Genomic DNA, 24,093 nt, shown 5'->3' with positions numbered 1-24,093 from the left:
TCTGTATTTTCTAGAATGTTACATTAATACCAATTGTGTAGCTAGATGGGATCGGGTAGGCAAACCCGGGAGATTCAGGATCAACGCCGGTAAACTGATCGCCTCCTTTTCTATCCTTAATGGTGAAGACGTTCTGTCCCTGCAAATAGATCCGGGCAGAAGACATGCGTAAACTCTGGATTAATCGAGCCGGAACCTGGTATCCAATCTGAATATTCCTCAGTTTCAGGTACGAACCATCTTCAATAAAATAAGAGGAACCGCGGTTTTCATTGTTCGTATCCGTACGGGTCAACATCGGAATCGTTGAGTTTGGATTGTCCGGTGTCCACGCTTGTAGTGTTCGTGAGCCAAAGTTGGTTCCCTGCCAAATCGAGGTAAAATCGGTCAGGTGTTTAAATTCGTTGTACACATCGGAGCCGTATATCCCCTGAAAGAAAAGATTCAGGTCAAATCCTTTGTAGGCAAAACTGGCATTCAGACCGTAGATAAAATCGGGATTCGGGTCGCCAAGCCAGGTACGGTCAAGCGCATCTACCACGCCATCAGGCTGATATACGAAATTACCTTCAGCATCCAAGCCGCCAATATCCTTATAACGAATACGGCCAACGCCTTTTCCTGTTTGAGAAGCGTGAGCGTCCACTTCATCCTGGTTCTTAAAAATACCGTCGGCTATATAACCGAAGTGAACCAGGTCGGAATGCCCCACTTTTTCCGGTTGACGGGTCTCCCGGGTAGCCGGTGAGTACTTCATTTGGTAAAAAGGTAACTTCACGTTTATAGGATGAGATATTTCCGGTCAGGTCAATTTCCAATCCGTTACCCAGTTTGGTATTGTACCCCAGCACAAATTCCCAACCTTTATTTTCCAGTGTGGCACCGTTCACCCATTGGTTGCCACCACCGCCTTTAACAGCCAGGTAAGGAGGCTCAATTAAAATATCCTTGGTTTCTTTGAAGAAATAGTCGAAACTACCATACAATTTCTGATGCATCAATCCAAAATCGATCCCTAAGTTAGTTTGAGTGGCTTCTTCCCATTTCAAGCCCGTATTGCCTTCGCGGATTTTACGAAAACCTGAAGGAAGGGGTCCCGAGTCAGCCCCAGTAATATCATAGGCTGTTCCTGAATCAAAATCCCAGGTTGGGTCGATGCCATAATCCGAACGGTAGATGGAATAAATAGCTTCATTACTGATCTCCTGGTTACCGGTAATCCCCCAGCCAGCCCTGAATTTCAGGTTTGAAAACTGAGGCAAGGCTTCTTTAAAAAAGTCTTCTTCGCTTAACCGCCAACCAACAGAGAAAGCAGGAAAAGTACCATACAGGTTATCTTTACCAAAACGGGATGAACCATCGCGGCGAACAGTGACCGAAGCCAGATACTTTTGATCGAACACGTAGTTTACTTTTCCGAAATAAGAAAACAGCGAGTTACCGGCACCACTTCCACCATTCAGGATTTTCTCCGTACCGGAATCCAGGAACATGTATTCCGGGTCTTCGATGACATATCCTTCGCGGCTTCCATAGAACGATTCGTATTCTGCCTTAATGGCTTCAGTACCCACAACAATATCTATATTGTGTTTGCCTTTTTCAAATTTGTAATTCAAGGTGTTGGACCATGTCCATGCTATATTATGCCATTGTGAAGTTGTCACCCGGCTGATATCACTGATTAGAAACCCGGATTCATATGAATAATCCATCTTCCGGTAGTAATTCTGCGTATAATCAATACCAAAATTAGATCTGTAATTCAATCCTTTGATGATTTCGAGATCTGCATACATGTTCCCGAACACCCGCGCTGTGCGCGATTCGTTTTGCTTATTTTGCTCAATTAAACGAACCGGATTGTGACGGTCGGTCATGCCCGGAGCAGGGCCTCCCCAGCCACCATCCACAGAATAAACCGGAACTACAGGTTGCTGAACCAAAGCCAGGTACATCACATCTCCCACAGGAATCTCAGCATTCTTTACCCGCGAAATAGTCAAGTTTTCGCCCACTTTTAGCTTGCCATCCAGAAATCTGTAATCCGAATTGATACGGGCAGTTATTTTATTGGAATTGGTTTCCTTGATGATTCCGTCGTGATCATAGTAATTCAACGAGAACAGCGTATTGCTCTTTTCATTTCCGTTCGAAAAGGTCAGGTTGTACGACTGGATTAGTGATTGCTGAGATACTTCGTCATACCATTTAGTATCAGCTGGCCGCATGGTCTGTGCCGGATCGATAAACTCCGGAAGAAGAATCCGGTCCAGAATAGCTTTCCCGCTTTCATCGCGATGCCAGTCATAGGTATAAATAGCTGATGTTGGCGTATTTCCATCGTTAATGGCGGCTTGCCAATTTACCAAACCTCTGTCGTAGGTGTTCAATACATCGAGTTTATTGGCATAGTGTTGAATGGTAGCATACGAGCTGAATTCAACCTTACTGACACCTTGTTGCCCTTTTTTTGTTGTAATTAGGATGACCCCGTTGTTAGCGCGAGAACCGTAAATACTGGCAGACGAAGCATCTTTCAATACCTGCATCGATTCAATGTCGTTCGGATTAAGTTGTTCGATACCTCCGGTTGTCGGTACCCCGTCAATGATGTACAAGGGATTGTTATTCCCTGACCCCATGGTGCTACCCCCGCGAATACGAACCGTAGCAAACGACCCCGGGTTACCGTCAGTTGTGATGTACACCCCGGCAAGTCGTCCTTGCAATGCTTTGATAGCATTACCTGTTGGCATTTCTTTGATTTTATCCACCTCAACAACGCCAACGGCGCCAGTCAAATCTGCCCGCCTTTGAGTCTGATAACCAGTTACAATTACTTGTTCCAGGCCTATCGACTCTTCCTTCATGGTAATATTGATGGTTCCTTGACCGGCCACTTCAACTTCGCTCGATTGCATGCCTACAAATGAAAATACCAGGATAGTATTGGGCGGAACATTCGAAAGACTGTAACGTCCGTCCCCATCCGTAATTGTTCCGGTGGTAGTACCTTTTACCAACACGGTGACTCCGGGCAGCGGAAGCCCGGCGGTATCGGTCACCCTACCGGTTACCGAAGCTTGCTGGACGTTCGGCTGGTTGCCTTCGGTTTGAATTTTAGCCAACATGATCTGTCTGTCCTTAATTGTAAAGGAAACATCGGTTCCCTGGAACATTTTTTCGAGTACTTCACGAACACTTTCGTTTTCAGCCTTGATGTCAACTTTGCGGTCCACATCAATCAGGTTCCGGTTATAGAGGAAAAAGAATTCGGAGTTTCTTTCAATCTGATCTATAACGTCTTCCACCCTGGTATTTCTCAAATCGAAGTTAAGTTTCGTCTGCTGCGAATAGCTGTTCACCGCAAAGGTTTGAGTCAGGGAAACGAGCACGATAAAGATGGTAAAGCGCATCATTTTAATCATTTTTAACAGGCCGGTGTTTGCCAACGGCCAAGGGTTCTTCTTTTTTTTCATAAATTTGAACGTTAGTGGATTTACTACTTCATTAAGTTAATTCTACTTCATGACAGGGCGGTAGTGCGAATACCTCCCTGTTTTTTCTTTAAGTCAATTCTTCATAGGTTATTTTATCTGTTTTGATGGTTAATTATTCAGCCACATCTCAATTCTGGTTTTTGTAAATGTGTCGTCCGGTCTTTTCTCCCGCTCATGGATTTTGTACCGGATAGGAGCAACCGTGGAGAGCATTCGGCAAATTTCGTCCAGGTCTTCATCCTGAAACGTGGCCCGGAATACCGATGTTTTCAGCGAATCGCTATGCAGAATAATCTCGGCATGGTACCTGCGCTCCAACCGCCGGGCAATTTCGGCCATGGGTTCGTTTTTGAAGATCATCAGCCCGTCTTTCCAACTGGTATATGATTTTGCGTCGATACGCGTCTGGAAGGTTTGCCGGGCCGATTTGTCATAAACCAAGTGCTGGTCGGGCTCCAGCGTATTTTTAAATTTGGTATCCACCCCGGTAACCTGAACCTTTCCTCTCTCCAGAATCACTTCAGCCGTTTTTTCATCCTCGTAAGAAATAACATTGAATTGAGTGCCCAAAACCTTCACCTGAAACCAGGGAGTTTTTACGTAAAACGGATCGGACTCCCGGTGAACGACGTCAAACCAGGCCTCGCCCGACACCTCCACATGCCTGCTGCTCAGAAAACTTACCGGGTATTTGATTACCGAGCCACTGTTCAGCCAACCAACCGTTCCGTCGGGCAACTGAAATTTAGTCCTTGTGCCAATCGGCGAATGGATTTCGGCCCAGGCGTCAACAGAACCCAGGCGATCTGTTGAAAGATAGGCCAGCAGGGCAATTGTGATCAGGGCCGGAATGAGCAAGATAGCAGCAACCTTTGAGAAAAGGCGGTAATAGCGTTGAAGGGCTGTCGCGGAAACCGGTTTCTCCAAGTTGATCCGGTGATGAAGTTTATCGAGCACCCGACTTAAGCGTTGCTGGTCGGGTCCGGTGGATGTTGTTTCGCTCCACTCCTCTTCCATGCTCATCCTGAGTTCATCCTGCTTTTCCTCCTGGCGAAACCAATCCGAAACCGCCAAATAATCGTTGAAAGAAAATTTGCCGGAGATAAATCGTTTTATTTTTTCCTTGTTGGTATCCATGATACTGGTTATGTCCTTTTCAGGCCATTTTCCACTATCCGCAAACAAGAAAAAAATGAACTATTTTTTAAATAATTCCTATTCGATTGATTTTCTGTTAATTGCAACTACCCTCAAACAGATAAAAACAGGACATAAAAGATGAGGCCGGCCAGTTTTTCGTTTTGAAGTTCGCGATGGATTTGTTTTTGTGCGGCTACCAGTTGGTTTTCGACGGTATTGGGAGAGATGCCCAATTCTTCGGCTATCTGTTTCACCGGTAAGCCTTCATACTTCCTTTTGATAAAGATTGCCTTTCTCTTTTCGGGCAGATTGTTGATGATGTTTTCCACCTTTTCCAGCAAAAACTTATAGTCGATTGTCTGGTCGAGGTTGTTTTCTTCATTCAGGAAAGCATAAATGAGATCGTCTTTGTGCGAATTGTCGCGCGCTTTCCGGATAAAATGCTTTCGGATAATGTTGTAGGCAATGGTGAAAATGTAGGAGTTAAAAGAGCTGTCGGGTTTTAAGCCTTCCTTTCGTTCCCATACGTACATAAAAACCTCCTGCACCACCTCTTCGGCCTCCTCGGCCGACTTGAGGTACTTGAGCGAAAAATTATACAAACGCTGGGCATATTTATTAAAAAGCGCATCGAATGCTTTGGGGTCGCCTTCTTTCAGCTGCTTTACACTCAGCGAATCAATATGCCGGGATAGTGAAGTCAAGGTTTTTCAGGTTTTATCTTCCCTCAAAAGTAATAGAAAACCTGACAGGTTTGGTGAAGTTGGGGGTGATTCTGTAAAAATCCCTTCTCTCGAAAGACACGAAAGAAGATGATGCCAGATTCAGTTTCTCGACAAATTCGGATAGAAATTGTCGTAAAGATCAAATAAGGAAGCCCGCCGTATTTGAGATACATATTAAGGCTTTCGGTTGTATTTTCGAGTTTGTGAATTAAAAACGGGATATCTTGTCATTTACAACAAACACTTCTAAGTTGAGAAGGATATTTGTTCCTTATAAAAACAATCATCGAGATAGGGTCCTTAAATTCATCCAAATCCGGCGGGCAGTAAATAATTCTCAATGATTTGACTGGTCTTAAAAATCTGTAACGGATTTCATGACTAATCAAATCATTGAGATAAAAAACATTGATGCTACAGGAGAAAGCTTTTAATCGGTTTATTCTATCCGGATTACGCGGAGATAGTCCAACATGGCATCATTGATTTCACCATCCATATTGGTATTCCAATCCTCAAAGCGGATGTCTAATTGGTTTTTACCTTTTTTTAGATTCACCTGACAGCCGTTTGAATAGCCCCAGTCAGACCATTCATTTTCACCCCGTTGCGGAAATACAAGGACACCTTCGTAAGCCTGATTCACGTATAAGCTTCGGATGCCGCAATTGTTATCGGTGTTCCAGGGGCCGGTGCCGTTCGAGTAGCGCAGGTCAATCAGGTACTTCCCATCTGAGGGAACGGTTACCGGAATGCTGAGATCCGTATTCTTTGTCAAACTGATTTCGATAAACCCGTTTCCTGAGTAATTTGAATAGGGCAGATCTGACCGTGTGGTATAGTCCTCCAGCTCCAACCGCATTTCCTGTTGTGTTTCGGAAAACAAAACCGGTTCACTGGCGAAAGATTCTATGCCTTCAGCGTCGATTGCAACGATCGTGAACGCTGCAAAATCATTCCCTTCAATTGGAAATTCACTGGAAGTTATCGTCTCCAGTATTACTCCATTTTTATAAATCTGATAGCCAGCTGCACCAGGAATCTCATTCCAACTGATTGACCGATCTTTCAATTTCACCTGAGGCGTGGGCGGTGAAAACTTATTCGAAACCAAATTGATCTGACCGGGACCAAAATCAGTATTTTTCATCACGATGTCAATCGAATGCTTTCCGCTTAAATTTGCTGAGAAGAAGGCGTTTTCGAGTAGTTCTCCATCCAACAAAACCGAAGCGACTTCGTTCCCATACCCAGTCACGGAAATATCCAATACGGCATCACGGTAGCGGAAATTTTTGAGCGTTTTCACTCCCCCATAAGCTTTTGGGATAACGGGGTTGAAGCGCATCCCACCCTCTTCGAAGGAAATACCCATAAACACGCGGTGTACCATGGCCAGGTTGCCGGCCATACTCCATAACATGCGATGCGAGTTGATTTCGGTGCCTACATAGTCGCCTGTTTCGGCAACCATGTTTTCGTAATTTGACAGAAACAAAGCACCGGCCCGGTATATGGATGCGAGTCCGTGCAGCAATGCTTCCTCATTTCCAACTTTTGCAGCTGCCAGGTTCCAGTACGACTGCACAAAAGGCCAGATACCATTGTTATGGTACGGCGGGATATCCGGAATGTGGGGGTAGATGCACGTGGTTCCAAAATTGGTTACCGGCGAATTGGCAACGATCGATTCTGCCTGCTGTGCATCCGCCACATCAAACAAAATCGCCAGTGCTTCGCCCAAGGCTTCGAACCGGGGCGACCGGCTCAGGTAGGTTCTTCCATACAAATACTGACCGTAATAACCTTTGTCCTTCATCCACAAAAAACTGTTGATGCCATCTTTGATTTGTTGCGCCCGGCTCAGGTACTGATCGGCTGGCTCACCCAAAATCTTTGCCATTTTAGCCAAGATAATGTGAGCCTGGTAATGCACGACGTTGGTTCCAAGGTTTTCGGAAATATAAATATCCACGTTCGACATCCACCGGGGATAAGTCTGCTCGCGCCAATCCAAAAAAGACGACTCTCCGCGATACAAGCCTGTTTGCTCATCTCTCAGGGTTTTGTAATCGTCTTCCAGCGTATTTCGAATCACCTTGAAGGCTGTATGCAACCATTGCCGATCGCCAGTCACTTGATAAATTTCCCAGGCAGCCAAAGCCCAGGTCGTCCGATCGGACGAAACGGGCCAAGCCCCACCCGATCCTGTATCTTGGATGATCCGGTCGCGTTTTACTTTTTTCAGCAAGCTGATTTTTGCCACTTCCGGCTCATGATAAGCAAAGGCCAGAAGCGTGCTGTAGCTCACGTCTCGGGTCCATACTCCGCCCCATTTGGCACCGGTACGCAGCGTGCTGTCCGGCTCAATATTTAACTGCGCCTCTTCCAATGACAGATTAAACAGCGCATCGACAATTGGCTGATCCGATTGGTAGGAAGGTTTCATGGAAATGTCTTCAGATAATTTCCATTCTTTTACATCATTTTGCTGCTCATCAAATGGGTTTAAAGTGACTGTCAACTCAAAAATCCCATCTTCATCCGGGTCTTTTAGCGCCAGCCCGTTTTCATCCAGGTTAGAAAAATCCCAGGTCAGTGGTTCCGCGCCGCCCGCAATGTAAACAGCCTTGAAATCGTCTTTTGCGATCCGGCTTCCATCAAAAGCTTCGAAGTAGCCCTTTTCATTGAATTGTTCCAATACATGCCGCAGATCCAACCGAAAAGTGTATTCGTAGTTGACCGGAAGTTTCGTTCCGGAATCAATCGGGTTGGGATCATTATCCTGACCAAATTGAATAAGCGGTGATGCATGCTCCCCTTCTTCAATAATTAACCAATGATCTTCGCCCGACGGTTTTTCATTGTCTTTTTCGTTGATACTGAATTTAAAGGTAATTAGTCTTGAATATTGTTCGCTGGCTGTACTCCGGTAGTTTGAAACGATGTGCTCCGGCGAAAGCACCCGGGCTTCAAAATCGCCTTGTACCACTTTGTCAGGATAAACGGTAAAGGCATTCGATTGGTACAGAACTTCAGGTTGCTGGTTGCAGGCAACCAAGCCAGCAACCAACAATACTGCAAGTCTCCGATATTTCTTCATGGTCTTCTCTTTTAGTTTTCAATTGTGATTTTCTCATTCCTCCTATTATCCGGAACCCGGATAAAGCATGTCCCCGCCCCTTCATCCCAGCTCCATGCTGCTTTTTCAATGTTCTCGGGAAGTATTTCTTCGTCCTTTTTTATTTTGAAGGTTTTCAGCTTTTGCTCGCCTAACAAGACCGATGCCGGCTTCTTGTTCATGTGGATCCGATAGACCAGATTTCGTTTTTGTGCTTGAAACCCTGTCGAGGCAACTTCTTTATAGCTGATCTCCATCCCGGAGCGTTTGGTCACACATCGAACATTCCGCATCACAAATACGTCGGACTTATAATTATTGGTCTCGCCGTCATCCTCGTAAATATCGAACGACGCCTTTTTATTGATCCCAGCCGGAAATACTTCAAGGAGCAGTGGATAGGATGGTCTTTCTCCTATAAACTGCATCACCGGCATCTGCGGAATAATGGACCCCTGTTTGACAAACAATGGAATGGTTTCGAGCTCGACAGGGTAGTCAATCCACTGCCCTCCTTCATAACGATCTCGTGGCTGATTGAAATCAAACCAAGTTCCCTTGGGCAGATAGACACGTTTAATTGCAGCGCCTTCTTCAACGACTGGGGCCACCAAAAGCTTTTCGCCAAAAAGGAATTGGCTATTCAGATTGAACGTTTCCTCATCATTGGGATACTCCAAGACCAGCGCCCGAGCCAAAGGCCAACCAGTATCATAAGCCTGGCGCGAATAGGAATAAATGTACGGGAAAAGCTGGTATTTCATCTCAATGGTCTTTTTGTTGATCGCCTCGGCCTCAGCGCCAAACAGCCAGGGTTCAACGGCATTGTTACCCTCGTGATGGATCCGGCTCAACGGGTTGAAAGCGCCAAACTGCAGCCAGCGAACGTACAACTCGCTCATGGCATCATAATCGTCAATATCGCCGCAATAGCCGCTGATATCGCAGCTCCAGAATGGAATCAGCCCCATGCCCGATGACATCATTAGCGGAATCTGAGCCGCCAGCTGGTCCCAGCCATCGGTAACCTCATTCCCGTTGCCGGCGTCGCCCGACCAGCCAAAAGTGAACCGTTGCATACCTGCAAAAGCGGAGCGGGTCATTTGAAAAACCCGGGTGTTTGGATTGCGTTTGTTGAATTGTTCAGTCACAACTTCATCCCAGGTATGCCCATAAACGTTGTGAATTTCATCATGCATGCCCAGGTGGTGCTGCTGAAACAACCGATCGGTGCTTTCTTCGTTGCTCCAGGCAGGCTCGCCCATATCGGTCCAAAAACCACGCACTCCGGCATCAAGCGCTTTCTGCTGATACGCACCCCACCAGTCGGCCACTTCAGGATTTGTAAAGTCCACCACGCCACAATTTCCGCCCCACGGCCAAGGCATATCGTACGATTTACCAGTACGCACATCGGTGGTAAAATACCCCAACGAATCCGCTTCCTGCCATTGTTTTTTATTGGCCTGCGAAATAACCGGATCCTGAGAAACAATCACCTTAAATCCGTCCGCTTCAAGATCCGCCAGCATATTTTCAGGATCGTCGTACCGCCCATCGCGCCATTCAAAATCCTGCAAATGTTGTGTCCAGCCAATATCCTGGTAGATGATGTCGCAGGGAATCCGCCTTTGACGGTAACCCGCCGCAATCTCACGGCTAAGCGTTTCGTTGGTCAGCAGTCCGCGACACTGCGCAAAGCCAAACGCCCAGCTTGGCGGCATGATGGGCCTGCCGGTGAGCTCGGTGTAACGACTGATTTGTTGCTTCAACGTTGGTCCGTAAATGAAGTAATACATCATTTCCCCACCGGGGGCTGAAAAGGAGTAGTACTGGTCTGACTCCACTCCAAAATCGTATTCCGTCTTGTACGTGTTATCGAAGAAAATACCGTAGCCCTCGCTACTCATAAAAAATGGAATGCTTTTGTACAACGGGTCTTCGTTGGCTTGGTAGCAAGGTTTTTCGCTGTTCCACATACGGAACCGGCTACCCACGCGGTTGATGGAGCCATTTTTCTCGCCCAAGCCGTAAATCCGCTCCCCGGGTTTGAAGGTTTTGTAACTGGTCATTTTAGCTGAATCGGCTACAAAACCACGATCCTGGTAATCTTCCATCAGCAGCTTTTGCCATTTATCGAAGATGCGTATTTGGAAAGGTGACTTTTGGATCCGCACAATGAGCTCGCCGGTGTAAATTTCGTAACTGGCAGGTTGTTCCGAAAGATTGATCTTTTGATTGCTGTCACCGGCTTTAATAACGGCAAAGGATTCGTTGTTCCGCTGAAAATGATCCTGATCGTACCAGATTTTCAGAATACCGGAAGTGATCTGTTCCACCTCAACCTGAACATTGTTTTCACAGGTGAAGACGACCTTGTTTCCGTGTGTTTCATAAGAAAAACAACTGCCTGCTTTTTCAAAGTCCTGTGCACTGGCAACCGTTGCAAGCAAAAAAAGAGTTAGTAAATATTGAAATCGAATCAATGGTTTCATGATGGTTTAAGTTAAAAATTAAAACAAAAAAGTCCCGGAAAGACAAAAAATGCCTTCCGTAATTAAAATTTCCGGGATGAAATCAGCTATTCATATTCGACGACGACCATGCTCCAGTATTTGAGCTCGGGCAAGGTAAATGCGACTTGGTTCCCGCTTTGATCAAAGTTTAGCGAACGCGATGCTCCTCCAATCATATCCGGCGAAGCAGTCCAGATCTTTTTCACCGTTCCAGCGCTGGTCAGGCTTATCTGTGCATCTTTCACCAAGGCTGGAATTGCCTGAATTCCCTGGTTGTCTCGCCAGTTGGATGTTTTCGAATCTTTGAAGTTGATGAAATGAACCACTTGCTTGTCGTCGACTTTCCGGCATACCGTCGCGATGCTCCCCTTACTTGCAGGCCAGTTGGCCAACGGCAGTTTCCCATCCATAGAACTCACTGAAACCACGTTAAATGAGCCACCGTCGCGTAGCAGGTTTTGGTAGGCTACCATAAAGTCGTAGTAGGCAGGGAGTGCTTTTTGCAGATCCGACTTCATAGCCAGGTTCGAATTTGGAAAATACTCCTTCCCCAGCATGTGCTCTCCCAATTCGAGGTGGGCGCCACCGAAAGCAAAAATAACGGCATTGGTCATCAACACCGCCGGAGTATTAAAATAGCCTTGATTGTCGGCCAACTCATAATTCATATAAGCCGCCAGTACGGTGTTTTTAGAGTTGTTGCTGTAGGCATTATTCACCTGTATAATGTTCGCCAAATCGTTATAACTATCATTTGGCGACCAAACTTCGGTATACAGGAAATCGGAGGAGGATTGTGCAATCCCTTGCTGGCCATATTGATTGACCGCATTCAGCACAATTTCCTTATCCGGATTGGCTGTTCTCATGGCTTCAATAAAAGGCTGATAAGTCTGTGCCAAATTCAGCGAATTGCCGTCATAGGTGTAGCGATTTCCGCGATCACCCAACTGGTCCATATGGAAACCATCAAAATTCAGGTGCTCATAAACTTTCTGATTCTCACTGGCCAGGTACTGCTGCCATTCACTGTTCGACGGATCGAGCAAAAAGATGTTGCTCAGAAACGGAGGTGTTGGAAGCGGATGAAAATCACGATTGGTGTGTGTATTGTCGGTATATACATACCACTCTTTTTTTGTGCCGTCGGCTTCAGCGTTTTTCCATGCCCCGTAAATCAGGTTGTAGTGCATGGCTTTCATATTCCTGCTATGCGCCCGGGCAATGTATTTTTCAACGGTGCTGAAATAAATATCGCGGTTAATGATGTCCTTCCAGCTGGCTGCCGGTGCACCATCGATAACCGGCAATGGCTGGTGATGTTTGTTGTGCCAGTCGTAAAACTGGAGTCCGTTGATATGATAGCGGTTCAGGCTGCCAATCACTTCCTCAATCTCCGCGTCGCTTAGCTGATGAAATTTAGACAGGAATCCGTATCGTGGAAATTTGGTCCAGTCTGAAGACACATCTACGCCAATCGTGGCATAAATGGTTTCCGTGTCATTGGTTTGCGTGTAAACTTCGGCGATATAGCCGCGGAAATCGGTTGACGGTGTCTGCCACTTCCAGGTAGCGCCTGAAACAGCAGCTTCTTCAATCACTGCATCCAGGTGTTTGTATCTTACCCTGGCCCCTGAGGGCAGGGAGGAGTTGTCCATGGCAAAAGTCACTTCATCTCCGGGATTGTATGCTGCCATATCGGTTTCAATGGACAAACTCAGAAAGCCGGGGGTGACCGGATTAGCCGGAATTTCCGGATCCGGATCCGGAACAATGCCGTCATCTGATTGACCACAACCGATAAACACACCGGTTAATATCAAACTTAAAAATAGTGTCTTCAACTGCTTCATCTGCCTTTTCCTCATCGATCTATTATATTTTTTTGAAAGCTGCGGTTGCCCCGGTATGCAAACACTGTTGCAATGCGCTATAGAGGCAACCGTAGCTTCTCAAACTATTGTTTTGTTATCGTCATCTCTTCCGTATCCAGGTTAATGGTTATGACGTAGGTTCCGGCATCACCGTCCTGTAGCTTCCACTTATTGTCAGGTCCATCACAGCCCTTGGTAACAATAAAACTGGAATTAGTAAGAGACTGATTGGGGCTGGCAGGGTTAATCCAGTCACCATCGCACCAGTCGCCTTTGAATTTGGCGATTTTAAATTCTCCGGTTGGGTTATCCGCACCCAGTTCACCGGTAAAGGTGTACACACCGTCAGCAAATGCCAAGGGTTCCGGATTGTTGATATTCCACCCATTAGGTCCTCCATCACCAACCAGATACAGGTTAACCGGCACAATTTTGATGGTGCTGTTGAACAGGTTCACCGTAATCTTGTAACGTCCCGCTGTTTCTGCAGTTACCCGCCACTTATTATCTGGTCCGTCGCATCCGGTGGTAACAATAAAATCAGTCGCTGTCAATACTTGATCAGCCTGAGATGGATTGAGCCAGTCACCATCGCACCAGTCGCCGGCAAAGGTTGAGATTTTAAAGTCACCTGGTGTCAAATGAGCTTCATACGTGAAAATGAACGGATCATCCGGGTTTTTGGTGAAGGCTTCGGGGTCTCCAATATTCCAACCACTTGGCGAGGCGTCGCCCACAATGTACAGGTTGGAATAAGCGGCACCCTCCAGTTTGTCAATTTGAATAGTCAGGTCAAGAAGATTGACGGTAAGTTTATAGTTTCCTCCTTCTTCCAGGTTCCATTGAATATCATCGCCGCTACCCCCTTCATTGTAGACAATCGTTCCTTCGCTGTCGGGATCTTTGGTGTAAAAATCCTGGCACCAGCAATCCTCCTGGCTGACCGCAAATTTGAAGTTACCCGATGACAATTGCCCCTGGTAAATAAATACCCAGGGAGTTGAAGAGAGCGCTGTCAGCTGGGTTGCGCCGGCAATGTTCCATCCGGCGGGTGTTGCATCACCTACCACGTAGAGCACTTCGGATACCGGTTTATATGGCGTGACCGAGAAGGTTTTCACTTCCGTAGTATCATCATCAACTCCTTCCATGGTAATGTCGGCAAATACCCGGGCTTCAAAACTACTTGTGACACCGTCAGCAATGGCCCATTCTTCGCGAACCAGTTGATTCAAACTTCGAACGGTGAAGCTCTTTTCAAAAACACCTTTCCCCATAGCGTAGCTTTTTGCTGATGAAAAGTTATTGCCAGCTTTGTCAATTTCAAGGGTATACGCCATGGAGCTTCCTGTGCCACGATTCGTTCCGCGAGTCCAGTTAATATTCAGAGCGTTACTTTCCGCTTGCTTTTGAGACAATACTAAAATGCTGTCCGACACACTTAGCGCGATCGGTTCGCCCATTGAGATGACGATTTCTTCCTCTTTTTGACAGGAATTCAGAAAAAAGCCTGCACACAGCAGCAATGCACCCAGCAAAAATTGGCTTCCGGAGCTCAGTATGTTCCGGACAGGTTGGATTTTATATTTCTTATTTTTCATTTTATTCGATTTAATCATGGTGATTATTTATCTTTTTAATCACTTCAAGCCATTAATAGCCTGGATTTTGAGTCAGGTTTGGATTCGATTCAATCTCTTTCAGAGGAATCGGGAAGAGCAGGTGCTTCTCCGTAGCATTCAATTTTCCGATGGAATGCAGGAAGTCCAGTCCCCACTGGCCGTTATCTACCCGTATCAGGTCGAACCAGCGCTGGCCTTCAAAGGCAAGCTCCATCCGGCGTTCGTGCAAAATCACTTCTTTCATTTCGGCCTGCGAAAGATCCGAAACTGCAACTAGTCCGGCACGGGTGCGAACCCTGTTTAAAGGAGATTCGGATTCGTCTGTGCGTCCCAGGTTGTTTAACGCTTCTGCTTTCATAAGCAATACGTCGGCAAATCGCAGGACAGGAAAGTTTTTTGGACTGTTGTCGTAGGTCGGTGAAACAGCTTTGGTGACCAAGAATTTACGGACATTATATCCGGTTGAAGAGTAGGCCGGATCGTATTCCATACCATCAAAAGCCGGGCAGCCCTCATAAAAGATCGTAGCATCCTTGCGCAAGTCTCCCGTCTCGTATGAATCGACAAACTCCTGGGTAGGCTGGTTCCATCCCCATCCGCCGGCAACCATTCCCGAGTTACGCGGCCCCTGAAATGTACTTAACCAGGAAGCCTGATTTTCATTGCCCCAGAAATCTTCTCCTGCATCGCCAACATACTGAACCTCAAACAAAGACTCAACCGAGTTTTCGTTATTCACGTCAAAATTATCGGCATAATTTAGGTTCAGACTGTAGCCCAAAGCCTCGACCTGGCTGGCCAGGCTCACCACCTGTTCCCAGTCTCCAAGCGTTAAATACACTTTAGCCAACAGCCCGGTAGCAGCTCCTTTAGTGGCCCTCCCCAAGTCGTTGGATGAATAGGCTGATTTAAGCGGCAGCATTTCCATAGCGGCAGTCAAATCATTTATAATAAGCTCATAAACTTCTGCTTTTGGTGTTCTTTCCAAACGAAGATCATCACCCGGTTCCTGCGGTTCAGTAATTAAAGGAACATCGCCGAAATAGCGAACCAAAATGAAATAGTACAATCCCCTCAGAAAATGAGCTTCACCCAAAACCTGGTTCTTCACCTGCTCGTCAATGTCCATTTCAGGAACTTTTTGCAGAATTACATTGCTTCGCAAGATGCCGGGAGAAGGCCCGCGGAATAAGTCAAGAACACCGGGGTTATCGGTTGCCGTTACAAAATTCGACATGTCTTGGGTTTCACGCCCGTCATCACCACCACCGGCTCCCACGATGCTGTTTCCGGCCATGATGTCGGATGTCCACATGCGCATGTTGTATAGTTTTGGCCACTGCAGGGGCTGATAAGCGCCATTGATGGCAACAATCGCATCTTCTTCAGTTTGATAAAAGTTTTCGGTATTGATCGTGTCCAATGGCGATTTGTCCAAAAAATCCTCGCTGCAGGATGCTGCTGTGACGATCAACAGGATGATTGGTATATATTTTAGAATTCTCATTTTTAAAAGTTTAATGGGTTAGAAACTGATATTCGCACCAATACTGACTGTTCGGGTCAACGGATAGGTATTGAGGTCAATCCCATTAGGGGAAACCTCCGGATCAAAACCGCTGTAATTGGTCAACGTCAATAGGTTAGCTCCTGAAACGTACAACCGGGCTGATTTCATGTGCAATCGCTTTACCAGCATGTTTTTGAAGGTGTAGCCCAGGGTTACATTCTTCACCCGCAAATAAGTTCCGTCTTCCAGAAACCGGTCAGAAGGCCGGATATTCTTGTTTGGGTCATTAAAAACAGCCCGCGGCATTGCATTACTGGTTCCTACTCCCGTCCAGCGATTAACCGTTGCCCTACTCTGATTTTGCGCGACAGCCATTCCCTCGCTCCAAATCCGATTCGCGTTGTAGATATCATTTCCGTAAACTCCCTGTAGAAAAATATTCAGATCAAATCCCTTATACGCAAACCGGTTATTTAAGGCAAAAATGAAGTCCGGATTTGGATTCCCGATATAGGTACGGTCATCATCATCAATGATCCCGTCGCTGTTCAAATCCTTAAAGCGAATGTCGCCGGGCGAGGTTCTGGAGTATATATCATCTCCGGGAACTTGCAGGGCATGCGCATCAACCTCCGCCTGTGTTTGGAAAATACCATCGGTAACAAACCCGTAGAATGCATCCATTGCCTTACCAGCTTCAATCCGTGCAACTTGCTGGTTAAAACCAACACTGCCACGCGCCAGCGGAATGGTGTCGTTCAGGCTTTTTACCTCATTCTTGTTGAATGAAATGTTGAAATCGGTATCCCAGGTCAAATCCCCGGTTAGGTTATGTGAATTAACACTAAGTTCAATCCCCTTATTCACGACTTCTCCCGCATTGATGAATGGCACAACAACATCGGAATAACCACTGGTAATTGGCACAGCCATTGGCACAAGCATATCTTCCGTATTTTTCTGATAAACATCAACCGTCAGGTTCATTCGCTGATCGAACAGGGTGGCATCAAAACCAATGTTGGCTTGCTTTTGCGACTCCCACTGCACATTTGGGTTCGGCATCACAATCGGCACCACCGCATTGACCAGGTTGTTGTTGAAATTGTATTTGATCGTGCTCAGAGCTGAGGCAAACGAGTAATTTCCGATTTCCTGGTTACCGGTTACCCCATAGCCGGCGCGCAGTTTCAGGTCATCGATAAACCCGGCCAACTGCATAAAATTTTCCTCCGAAATTCGCCAGGCCAGTGAACCAGATGGAAAAATCCCCCATTTGTTGTTGGCTCCAAATCGGGAAGAACCATCGCGACGCACGGTTGCAGTCACCAAATATTTGTCGGCAAAAGTATAATTAACACGTCCCATGTACGATAGCAACGACCACGAACTTCCGTTTCCGTTGATATTTTTCTGGCTCAGTCCATTATCCAGTTGCTGAGTGAGATCGCTGGCAAATTCCTGAATTGATCCGCTAATGTACTCGAACTTATTTTCCTGGGCACTGGTACCTGCCAAAATGGTCAGTCGATGCTTTTCGTTGATGGTTGTATTGTAAGTCAACGTATTATCCCAGTTCCAGGTGATGGATTTATTGGATGCTTCGCCCAGGTAGGATTGTTCCTGCGGACTGGGTTTAAAATCGTATTTGGGCGCCCAGTTTCGGCTTTGCCAGAAGTTGGCTTTCAGGCCCGCCTGCGACCTGAACTTCAATCCTTTCATCAGTTCAATTTCTCCAAAAAAGCTACCTAAAAGATTGTACCCCAAGGTAGTGTTTTCATTGATGGTGGCTTTACCAATGGGATTGGCAATGTCGCCCGACCAGGCCGGAATTCCTTCGGGGCCGGAGTAAGTTCCATCCTGATTATAGATTGGTTGCGTTGGCAAGGCACGCAGGGCATCCAGGATGCTGAAGGAGCCACTGTACTTGTCATCGTGGTTCAGTGAAATCATGTTGCCAAATTTCACCTTGTCAAACAGCTGAGTTTCTGAATTGAACTTGAGCGTGTACCGTTTAAAACCGGTATTGAGCACGATGCCTTCCTGGTCGAAATAATTGCCGGAAACATAGTAGGTGGTTTTTTCGTTTCCGCCGGAGTACGACAAGGAATAATTCTGAATGGGAGCTGTACTAAATAACGCACCAGCCCAATCGGTTCCTACTCCCAGTGATGCCGGATCGCCAAAGGCCGGGTTTTTGACCAATCCTGCGTTTTCCATCATCTCGTTATGCAATGCGGCAAATTGCGAAGCATTCAACATATCAACCATGCTTGTGGCTTCCTGTACACCGTAATATGCATTGAAATTGATTGTACCTTGCCCTTTTTCGCCACTTTTTGTAGTAATGATCACGACTCCATTAGCTCCTCTTGATCCGTAGATGGCCGTAGCCGAAGCGTCCTTCAGAATCTGGATGGATTCAACGTCATCCATATTGAGTTGGTTTAATCCACCTTCGGTTGGAACACCATCAATGACCATGAGTGGGTTGTTATTGTTGATGGTTCCTACCCCGCGAATACGAAAAGTAGGGTCACTCCCGGGTGTTCCGTTCGAAATAATCTGCACACCAGCCGCTTTGCCCTGCATGGCATCGCCAATGCTTGGCATGGGCAGGGATTTCATATCTTCGGTGCTAATGGATGAAACCGAGCCTGTTAAATCTTTCTTGCGTTGGGTGCCATAACCAATAGCAACCACTTCTTCGAGCCCAATAGCATCTTCTTGCAATACCACGTTGATTGTACTCCTTCCGGCTACTTCAATTTCCTCGGTTTTCAATCCCACAAAAGAGAAAACCAGAATGGCATTTCCCGGGATGTCAGTGAACTGATAGTTACCATCGAAGTCGGTAACCGTACCTGTCATGGTCCCTTTCACCAACACGGTGACTCCCGGGACCGGCTCGCCGCTGCGGCTGGTTACTTTCCCCTTTACCGGTAACGATTGCTGCATGATGCCGGGGCTGGCATCTTCACTTTTCGGATAAAGCACAATCCGGCGGTCAATCACTTTATAAGTTATCGGTTTATCCTGAAACAATCCATCCAGAATTTCTTCAATACTTTTGTTTTCAACATTCAGACTGACCTTTTCATCCAGTTTGATTTGCTGAGCATTGTAAAAGAAAACGTAGTTCGAGTTTTCCTCAATAGCCCCAAAAGCCTCCTTCAAAGTCACATTAAAGTACTTTAAGCTCATCTTATTCCCTTGAGAATACACACTCCCTGATACGTTTATCAAGCTAATCAGGAAAATGAAGAAAGTTAGTCGCATAATTCGCCACAGTTTACTTATGCCGTTCCGGGGAAGGGCACAACATTTCACCATTTTTTTCATAAATTTGTACAGCTTAATTAATTACTAATGAATAGCGTCAACTATTCGTTAATTGATTATTCCCGGGCGATGCTGCAAACATTTCCCGGGTTTTTTTATCTTATTTATTTGCCAGCCAAATATCCCGGCCATCCGTCCGCACGTGAATTGGAATAGTCAAGCCAATGATCTCAAACAACTTCCCGATTTCGTCGCTTTGATACACACTGCCGGAATACATTTCATCCTCAAGTCCGGAATCCTGGAAATGGATGCTTACATTGTACATACGCTCCAGTGTTTTGGCCAATTCTCCCAACCGGACCTTTTCGAAGTAGTATTCACCGTTGCGCCATAATGTAGAAAGTTGCGGATCAACCGAAACAAGTTGTTGCTGATGGTCATTCCGGTTATAAAGCCACTTTTGTCCAGGCTTCAGCAAAACAGATTTTTCCTGGTCCGGAATATCTTTAATTTCAATACTTCCCTCCAACAATGTTGTTTCGGTATGTAAATCGTTGGCATAAGCGCGTACATCAAACTGGGTACCCAGAACGTTCACACTCATATCGCGTGTAATTACCCTGAATGTGCGTGATTTATTTTTCGTGACCTGAAAAAATGCTTCTCCTTCCAGTTCAACTTCCAGCAAACTTTTGTTGTTGCCAAGATGATATTTCAGTTTGGAATCGTAATTCAGGGCAACAAACGTTCCGTCGGGCAAGGTCAACTCCGATTGCTGCCCTTTAGGGGTATTGAATTCGATAACCTGAGCTTGTTGTTCCGAAACCGCTGTTATGCCGGATTTACCAATCATGTACCCTCCGAGTCCAACCAAGATTAAAATGGATGCAGCAACAGCAACCTTTCTGATGTTCATGATGCGGAATGCACCCGTTTTATTTTCGCGGAACAATTCAAGTGATTGTTCGCGAATATCTTCAAAATCAAGCCTGGAATCCAACTGAAATTCATTCCGCTTTAACTTTAATACATAGCCAATAAGCCAGGCCAGTTTTCTTTGTGGTTCTTGATTCCCCGATTTCAGCCCGGATAAGGAGTCCTTTGAAATCCGGTCCTTGAATTTCGGATCAAACAAGTAATCTGGAGTTGTTTTTTTCATTGTCGGGAATATTGCTTTCTATCATCAAAAGCAGGAAAGGAAGAAATATACCCTGCGCCAAAATATGCTGCGCAGCATATTTGGAGGAATTAACGAAGATATCTTTGAAAAAACAGGATAATGGAATCCGAATCGGATTGAAGAATGGACTTCAACTTATGGATGGCCTTTTGAATATTGTTTGCAACCGACTGGTAGTTAACTTGCATAACTCCAGCCACTTCAGCATTCGAAAGATTTTTGTAGAACTTTAAATAGATGGTTTCCTTTAAACGAGCCGGTAATTCGTTCACGGCTTCAGCCAGCAAATCCAGCCTGAACTCTTTTTCCAATTCATCCGAATCAGTTACATAACTCAAAAAGAATTCGTCAGTAAGCTCAGTTTTCACCTCAATGCTGTGGTTTTTATTTTTTCGCAAGTTCCCGAAAATTCGAATCCGGAGCGATTTAAGCAGGTAAAACAAAATATTATCAGTGGGTGAAAGCTTATCTTTTTTACTGGCCAGCTCAAAGAACAAATCCTGGATACTATCGCGAACAAGGTCTTCATCTAAAGTAAACCGCCGTCCATATTCAAACAACTGCAGATGATAGGTATCGAAGATATACGAGAAAGCCTTTTCATCCCCTCTCCTAAACCTTTGCCATATTTCAAAATCGAAATTCTTTTGCATGATAAGCCTGAAGCCGCGATTGGCAACAAAGCTATTCATTTTTTCGCTCATGATAGAAATCAAAAGTTACGGAGTATTTTTTCCAAAATAAGAATCAAAAAACATCAAGACTGATCCTCCTTCTTCATAGATATTTTAGATTCTTCCGTCACTTGATTCGATTATTGCGGTACCGGAAGAAACAAAAAATCCAGTAATCATTTGATTTACTGGATTTTGATTCATTTTGAAGTATAGCCTTCGTGGGCTGTACCGGATTCGAACCATATCCAGCAAACATCTCAATAACAACACTTTAATTCAATGTTCTCTATCAGAACTCATGGTATTACTCATAACCATATATTTTGCAATAATTTGATTAGCAATACACTCTGCAAATTTAGCGATATCCTCCAAATTTTGCTAAATGCTTCTATTTTTTCTCAAAAACAGCCAATACCCCCTATACAAATTCGGTTAAAAACTGCCTCAACGGGATGTGCTTTATCCCCTCGAAGCTACTTCCGGAGTATTCGTCCAACGTAACAACGTATTTCGGATAATTATCTTTTATCGCAAGCAAGTTCCCGAATTCCCGATCCATGGTTTGCTTCTCTGTGATTCTCAGAGCGACCTGAATGTACACCTTTTCCCCTTTCCGCTCTGCAATAAAATCAATTTCTTTTTCTTGTTGCTTGCCGACCAAAACATCGTAACCAATTGTTCTCAAATGAAGATAAACTGCATTTTCGATGATCTGTCCCAAGTCAAAGGGAGAAAAGCCGGCAATCGAATTTCGCAAACCAATATCGTTGAAATAATACTTCTCGCCCACCTCAAAAACTTTCTTCCCCTGAATATCCGAGCGCTGCACGCCCGCTATCAACATCGCAGTTGTCAGGTAATTCAGATAATTCAAAATTGCGTTGATTGAAATAGACACATTTTGCGACTTCAAGAATTTACTAATCCCTCTGGCCGATATTAAGTTTCCAGTTTCATTCGCCAAGTACCTGATTAAACGATTCAGAAAATCGACATTGCGAACCTCAAAACGGGAAACAACATCCCTAAAAAGAATCGATTGACTTATATTCTTTAAGTAGTCAAAAACCGTCTCGTCAGTAAGATCCAAGTGAATCAGGTATGGAAGTCCGCCATATTTCAGATATTGGTTTAAACTGTCCACTGTATTTTCGAGTCTATGAAAAACTAAAAACTCAGGATAGTTCAAGGTATGAACAGGGATTTCAACATATCTCCCTCCCAGAAATGTACCCAGTTCTCCTGACAAAATATTGGCATTGCTTCCTGTGCAATAGATATCAAAGCCCCCTTCTGCCAAAAGACTTCTCAGTGCCTTCTCGAATTCAGGAACTACCTGAATCTCATCTATCATGAGGAAATTGAGCCCTCCATCAATTGACTTTGATTTCACGTAGTCATAAAGGGCCGTCGATGTATTGAGTTTTTCATACTCATTCAATTCAAGATTGATATAAATAATGTTTGGATTTTGGAACCGCTCACGAATACTGTCCATTGCTTGGAATAGCAAATAACTCTTCCCAACCCTCCGCTGGCCGATAAGCACTTTGATAAGCTCCTTACCGATGTAGCGGTCAATCCGCTTCTTATAGATCTCTCTTGTAATATATAGCTTCATTGTATTTATAAGTGACAAACAATCAAATATACTATATTTTGTCATTTATAAAAAACAAAATAGATATAAAAAAGTTGTCTGCCTCCCATAAATATACTGATAGCGGATTTACATGAAAACAAAAGTGACCTTCCTCCTCAAAAACAGCCCAATATAAAATAAAGCTATATGGCATCGAAAGCTTAAAACAACATAAATGGCAGGCCCAGGACATCTTTCAGCAACAGATGGTCTTGCTTTGACGCTTCGCTGTACCACCCTAAACAGGGAACATTCTCACTGGCTTTGATGATGACATGCGCCTTTATTCACCTTTCTTCCGGCCATTTTTAGGATTGAGTCCACCCCCTTTCAAAATATTCTTAAACAAGGAGACGGTGGATGGATCCATAATATACAGTCGTTTTAAGGCTGAATCGCTTAACCAGCTGCCCACCATAGAAAAAGAGTAAAACGGCACACGCCTATGTAAGACAACCATAATAGCCAATAAAAAGCATCACCAAAAGATGATCGTAGGCGGTAAACTTCCATATAGCTCTTCTCTAGATTTTCTGCTATCTTTTAAATCGTACTCTTGTCAATGAACTTTCACAGCTGACTAAAGATCAGCTATCCGCAAAAATTTACACTTTTACCCACGGCTCTCTTTTTTGTGTGGTAACTCAAAAGTAACCATACCGGGTGAGTCTGAAAAAGGAGTGGCCCGGCTAATTATTTTTACCGGACATTAATATTTCAGAATCCATTATTTAATCACGATGGAATACGTTTTGCCTACCTCGGTTGGCAAATCGTATACCTTCGTTTGTTTGAGATCCAAGGTATTCAGCTGGGCTGCTTCTGAAATTAGCGGCCTTTTAACTTGTGCTGTCTCGTAAAACGGATTGGGATTGATTCCTGTTGCTGCTACCAAGCCATTTCCTGCTGCCTGAACCACTTCGTTAGGAACTCGAATACGACAATTTCCACCTAAAGTTGATTTAATCTCAATTTTTTGAACTTCTCCATTTTTCCATGTGAAACTCAGCTCGAAACCACCAGGAGCCCGAAGTCCGGTTATTTCACCATCTTTCCATTCATCGGGCAAGGCCGGTAGCAAATGAATGGCACCATCGTGGCTTTGCATCAGCATTTCGGCAATGCCGGCCGTGCAGCCAAAGTTCCCGTCAATTTGAAATGGCGGGTGCGCATCGAAAAAGTTGGGATAGGTTCCCCCGCTTCTTCCGCCATTCACCGGATCAACCAGCGTCAGTTGATCTTTGATCAGTTTCATGGCATGATTCCCATCGAGCAGGCGGGCCCAAAAATTCACC

General features: G+C 45.1%; 14 protein-coding genes. All 14 read right to left on the bottom strand.

Annotated features, from left to right (window positions below):
- Nucleotides 1–10: 10 nt before the first annotated feature.
- On the bottom strand, nt 11–757 hold the full coding sequence (locus N2K84_RS10145) for a SusC/RagA family TonB-linked outer membrane protein (protein ID WP_282591694.1): 747 nt from the start codon (nt 755–757) through the stop codon (nt 11–13).
- Entirely contained in the window at nt 660–3,482 is a 2,823-nt protein-coding gene (locus tag N2K84_RS10140; RefSeq protein ID WP_282591693.1) for a SusC/RagA family TonB-linked outer membrane protein, read from the bottom strand. The genes N2K84_RS10145 and N2K84_RS10140 overlap by 98 nt, the downstream gene beginning before the upstream one ends.
- 129 nt (nt 3,483–3,611) lie before the next feature.
- The gene (locus N2K84_RS10135; protein ID WP_282591692.1) at nt 3,612–4,640 is read right to left on the bottom strand and encodes a FecR family protein; all 1,029 of its coding nucleotides are present in this window, start codon (nt 4,638–4,640) and stop codon (nt 3,612–3,614) included.
- Nucleotides 4,641–4,753: 113 nt separating this feature from the next.
- Nucleotides 4,754–5,347 (bottom strand): RNA polymerase sigma factor, encoded by a 594-nt coding sequence (locus N2K84_RS10130; RefSeq protein ID WP_282591691.1) that lies wholly within the window; start codon nt 5,345–5,347, stop codon nt 4,754–4,756.
- Nucleotides 5,348–5,807: 460 nt separating this feature from the next.
- Nucleotides 5,808–8,471: an alpha-L-rhamnosidase-related protein gene (locus N2K84_RS10125; protein WP_282591690.1), complete on the bottom strand. Its 2,664-nt coding sequence runs from the start codon at nt 8,469–8,471 to the stop codon at nt 5,808–5,810.
- Nucleotides 8,472–8,482: 11 nt separating this feature from the next.
- Nucleotides 8,483–10,984 carry a glycoside hydrolase family 31 protein gene (locus N2K84_RS10120; protein WP_282591689.1) on the bottom strand — a complete coding sequence of 834 codons (2,502 nt, stop codon included), beginning with the start codon at nt 10,982–10,984 and terminating at the stop codon, nt 8,483–8,485.
- Nucleotides 10,985–11,070: 86 nt separating this feature from the next.
- Complete coding sequence (locus N2K84_RS10115) at nt 11,071–12,873, bottom strand: endo-dextranase (protein WP_282591688.1); 1,803 nt, start codon at nt 12,871–12,873, stop codon at nt 11,071–11,073.
- 89 nt (nt 12,874–12,962) lie between these two features.
- Nucleotides 12,963–14,480: a SusE domain-containing protein gene (locus N2K84_RS10110; RefSeq protein WP_282591687.1), complete on the bottom strand. Its 1,518-nt coding sequence runs from the start codon at nt 14,478–14,480 to the stop codon at nt 12,963–12,965.
- 52 nt (nt 14,481–14,532) lie between these two features.
- Nucleotides 14,533–16,008 carry a RagB/SusD family nutrient uptake outer membrane protein gene (locus tag N2K84_RS10105; protein WP_282591686.1) on the bottom strand — a complete coding sequence of 492 codons (1,476 nt, stop codon included), beginning with the start codon at nt 16,006–16,008 and terminating at the stop codon, nt 14,533–14,535.
- Between the two features lie 18 nt (nt 16,009–16,026).
- Nucleotides 16,027–19,215, bottom strand: coding sequence for a TonB-dependent receptor (locus N2K84_RS10100; RefSeq protein ID WP_282591685.1), 3,189 nt, complete (start codon nt 19,213–19,215; stop codon nt 16,027–16,029).
- A 238-nt stretch (nt 19,216–19,453) separates the two neighbouring features.
- Complete coding sequence (locus N2K84_RS10095; RefSeq protein ID WP_282591684.1) at nt 19,454–20,455, bottom strand: FecR family protein; 1,002 nt, start codon at nt 20,453–20,455, stop codon at nt 19,454–19,456.
- A gap of 89 nt (nt 20,456–20,544) precedes the next feature.
- On the bottom strand, nt 20,545–21,168 hold the full coding sequence (locus N2K84_RS10090; RefSeq protein ID WP_282591683.1) for an RNA polymerase sigma factor: 624 nt from the start codon (nt 21,166–21,168) through the stop codon (nt 20,545–20,547).
- Nucleotides 21,169–21,574: 406 nt separating this feature from the next.
- Entirely contained in the window at nt 21,575–22,822 is a 1,248-nt protein-coding gene (locus tag N2K84_RS10085) for an ATP-binding protein (RefSeq protein ID WP_282591682.1), read from the bottom strand.
- A gap of 703 nt (nt 22,823–23,525) precedes the next feature.
- A partial coding sequence (locus tag N2K84_RS10080) for a glycoside hydrolase family 95-like protein (RefSeq protein WP_345894135.1) occupies nt 23,526–24,093 on the bottom strand: 568 nt, incomplete at its 5' end.

It is taken from the genome of Gaoshiqia sediminis, from assembly GCF_025907915.1.
Taxonomy (GTDB): Bacteria; Bacteroidota; Bacteroidia; order Bacteroidales; family Prolixibacteraceae; genus Gaoshiqia; species Gaoshiqia sediminis.
Note: the sequence above shows the minus strand (reverse complement) of the source record. Positions and strands in the feature narration are given on the sequence as shown.